Raw genomic sequence first — 3,837 nt, 5'->3', positions numbered from 1 at the left:
ACCGACACTTGGCGGATTTTAAGTCCGCTGCCTCTGCCAATTGGGCTATGGGGGCGTTCGACTCGCAGCATCTCGCGTAGCCGACAACCAGAATCTCACGGTCGCCCATCGACCCACCGGCGAGGTGAGAGACTGTCGGGCGTGACATCGGATGCGGTGAGTCGACCCGACGATGTCCGTCGCACCCGCGGCCGCCCGCCGGGACCCGGCGTGGACCTTCTCGCCCGGCGCGAAACACTCCTCGACGCCGCCGAGTCGGCGATCAGCGCGAGCGGCAACGAGTTCAGCCTCGGTCAGGTCGCCGACCTCGCCGGCCTGACGCGATCAGCCGTCTACGCGGTCTTCGACGACAAGAGCGACCTCATCGCGTCGCTGACGCGACGACACACAGCCCGGATCACCCATCACCTCGGCGCCGCGGTCACCGGCGCGCCCGACCTGCAGGCGGCGACGCGCGCGGCGGTCGAGGTCCTGGTCGAGTGGGTCGAGAACGAGTCGTCGCTGGCGCCGGTTCTGATGCCGCAGATGCATCGAGGAGTGGGTCACTCGGCGATCGCCGGATACCTGGAGACGTTGCTGGAACAGGGGTTCGCGACCCTGGGAAGCGATGTCCGTGCGGCCGGGCCCTGGGCGCGTGCTCTGATCGGCGCGATCTCGGTCACTGTGGGATGGTGGGTTCGCGAGCGCACCATGGATCGCGACGAACTCGTCGACCACCTGACCAGCCTGCTCTGGTCCGGCTTCCAGGGAGCGCAACCATCCCCCGACCCTTGACTCCCGACCACGAAATAGACACCATGTCTTTTGTGCCTCTCGTACGCGCGACCGACCTCTGTCTGCGGTGAGGCGCCATGACGCGTATCGATGTGGCCACGCAGCTGGCCTGTAGCGCCGAGCAGGCCTGGGGGCTGCTCACCGATCCCGATCTGAAGACCATCTGGTCCGCGGCACCGTTCCACGTCGAGGATGTCGGCGAGGACGACCGGTGTGATCGTGCCGGGGCGCTGCGGGAGGTGGAGATCTCCGCGCCGCTGCGCACCCGGGTGCACGAGGTGGTGACGGTGGCCGACGAGCCTCACCGGCTCGACTACATGGTCTACAAGGGCGCCCCGCTGCTCCGAGATCACCACGGCCGCATCGATATCGAGCCGACACCCTCGGGGTGCGCCGTCCGATGGACCGTCGATGTGTCGTTCACGACGAAGCTCGGGAAGATCGCGACGCCGACCCTGCGGCGTGAGATGGAGAAGTCCCTCGCCGGGCTCTCCGAACAGTCCAAGCTCATGCCGCCGCCCGCGCCGACCCCCTCCCGGCGCTCGCGCCCGGCCCGGCCGCATCGTTCGGTGGCGTCGGTCCTGCGACCCGAGGTCGACCGGCAGCTCGGTCACCAACGACTGATTGCCGACGAGTTCGCGCGGACCGGTGACCCGAAGTACTGGCTGGCCCGGAGCCACGTGCTGGCGAACGAGGAGGCACTGGCGCTCATCGACGCGCGTGTCATCGAGAATCCCGACTGGCTGCTCCACGTGATGTCGAACCTGCACCGTCGGTACGTGTCGAATCTGCACGCCTACCGCACCGGCGGCCCGATCTCCCAGAAGTGGCGTTCGGCGTGGGCGCGGTGCGAGGAGACGTCGCCGAACCGGGCCTTCGGGGGAGTGCTCGCCGGTATCCGGGCGGGTTCTCGGGCCCATCTCGCCGAAGACACCCCTGCGGCTCTCGCGGAGGTGTGGCACGTGAACTACCGCGACACCAGGCACTACAAGGAGTTCCGGGCCGACTTCATCCGGATGGCGAGCCTGCACGGTACGTGCGCCGACCGGCTCCTCGCGGAGTTGCCTGCCGACCTCGTCCCTCGTTCGCTACGGCTGTCTCGGCTGCTGTCGCCAGAGCTACGCGACATGGTCGTCCGACGGGTCTATTACGACATCGAGGTGGACCGGATGCGGGCGTTCGACCGTGGTTACGACATCGCCCGGCGGACCTTCTGACGTCGCAGTGTTAACTTGACGCCGTCCACCCGTGTCGGCGCCGAAGGAGCACCCCGATGCTCTCCCGTCTGACCAAGGGCGTCATCGCCGCACCGCGCCGGGTCCTTCTCGTCACGCTGGCGATCATGGTCGTCTGTGGGGCGTTGGGTTTCGGGGTCGGGTCGGCCCTCTCGGCCGGTGGCTACAGCGATCCCACGTCGGAATCCGCCCGCGCCGGTGCGCAACTCGGTGAGACGTTCAACCGCGGCGGCCTCCAGGTGGTCATCGCGCTCCGACTCCCCACCGATGACGACATCTCCCAGGACCCGACGGCCATCGGAGTCGCACGCCAGATCACCGACACCCTGGAGACCGAGACGTTCGTCCAGCAACCGGTGCTGTCGTTGTGGCGCAACTCCGATCTGGCGCCCGCCTTGCAGAGCACCGAGGGGTCGACCGGTCTGATCGTCTTCACCGTGTCGGGCGGCGAACGTGACGGGGCCCTGCACGCGCAGGCCATCGACGACGAGTTCGCCGGGGTCCGCTCGGGGATCACCGTGACCGTGGGCGGAGAGGCCCTGGTCTACCAACAGATCAACGACCAGACCTCACGCGACCTCGCCATCGCCGAAGCCATCGCCATCCCCATCAGTTTCTGCCTGTTGATCTGGGTGTTCGGCGGGCTCGTCGCGGCCGCCATCCCCGTGGTCATCGGTCTGATCGCCATCATCGGTGCGGCTGCGATCCTGCGGATGATGACGTTGTTCACCGACGTGTCCGTCTTCGCCTTGAACCTGGCCACCGCGCTCGGACTGGCCCTGGCCATCGATTACACCCTGCTCATCATCAGCCGGTACCGCGAGGAGCTGGCCGCGGGCCGGAGTCGTGAGAACGCCTTGATCCGTACGATCAGCACCGCGGGTCGAACGGTGTTGTTCTCGGCGGTCACGGTGGGGTTGTCGTTGTGCGCCATGGCCATCTTCCCCATGTACTTCCTGCGATCGTTCGCCTACGCGGGCATCGGTGTGATCGTCGTCGCGGCCGCCGCCGCGCTCATCGTGACCCCGGCGATCCTGTTCGCGCTCGGCGATCGTGTCGACGCGCTCGACGTCCGCCGCCCGATCCGTCGACTGCTGCGCAAACCACCACCGGTGGCCACCGCCCCGGAGGACTCCGCGTTCTACCGGTCGACGAAATTCGTCTTCCGACACCACATCGTGGTCGGGGTGTCGATCATCGCTTTCCTGCTGTTGCTCGGTGCCCCCTTCTTCGGGATGAAGGTGGGGTTCCCCGACGAACGGGTCCTGCCCGCCTCGGCGTCGTCGTACCAGATCGGGTCGCAGCTACGAGAGGCTTTCCCGCAGAACGCGAGTGTGTCGATCACGGCCGTACTGCCCGACGTCGGCGGCGACGCCGCGGCCGATTCGGCCGTCGCCGCCTATGCCGACACGATGTCACGGATTGCCGATGTCAACGGGGTGACGACCGCGCAGGCCGCCTTCGTCGACGGCCAGCAGTTCGACCGCGGCGACCCGGGCGCGAGCGTCGACCGCGCGCAGTTCGTCACCATCGCGACATCTCTGGATCCGTTGTCGCGCAAGGGGGCCGACCAGCTCGACGCACTGCGTGCGGTGCCGACACCCGGCGGGACGCAGGTGCTGTTCACCGGATTGGCCCAGCAGAACCGTGACAACGTCGACGCCATCGTCGACCGGCTCCCGCTGGTGCTCGGGCTGATCGCCGTGACCACCTTCATCCTGCTGTTCCTGCTCAGCGGCAGTGTCCTGCTGCCGCTGAAGGCGTTGGTGCTCAACGCGTTCTCTCTCAGCGCGACGTTCGGTGCGATGGTGTGGATCTTCCAGGACGG

Annotated in this window: 3 protein-coding genes; all 3 read left to right on the top strand. The window is 67.6% G+C overall.

Going from position 1 to position 3,837, the window contains the following annotated elements; translation table 11 throughout:
* Positions 1 to 141 precede the first annotated feature (141 nt).
* Entirely contained in the window at positions 142 to 774 is a 633-nt protein-coding gene (locus JHC79_RS12870) for a TetR/AcrR family transcriptional regulator (protein WP_296391343.1), read from the top strand.
* Between the two features lie 77 nt (positions 775 to 851).
* A complete protein-coding gene (locus tag JHC79_RS12865) occupies positions 852 to 1,991 on the top strand; it encodes a DUF5995 family protein (RefSeq protein ID WP_296391341.1) in 1,140 nt (379 codons plus the stop codon).
* 56 nt (positions 1,992 to 2,047) lie between these two features.
* Positions 2,048 to 3,837 (top strand): MMPL family transporter (locus JHC79_RS12860; protein ID WP_296391349.1); only part of this gene is annotated, 1,790 nt, incomplete at its 3' end.

Origin of the sequence: Williamsia sp. (assembly GCF_016462415.1) — a bacterium.
Taxonomy (GTDB): domain Bacteria; phylum Actinomycetota; class Actinomycetes; order Mycobacteriales; family Mycobacteriaceae; genus Williamsia_A.
Note: the sequence above shows the minus strand (reverse complement) of the source record. Positions and strands in the feature narration are given on the sequence as shown.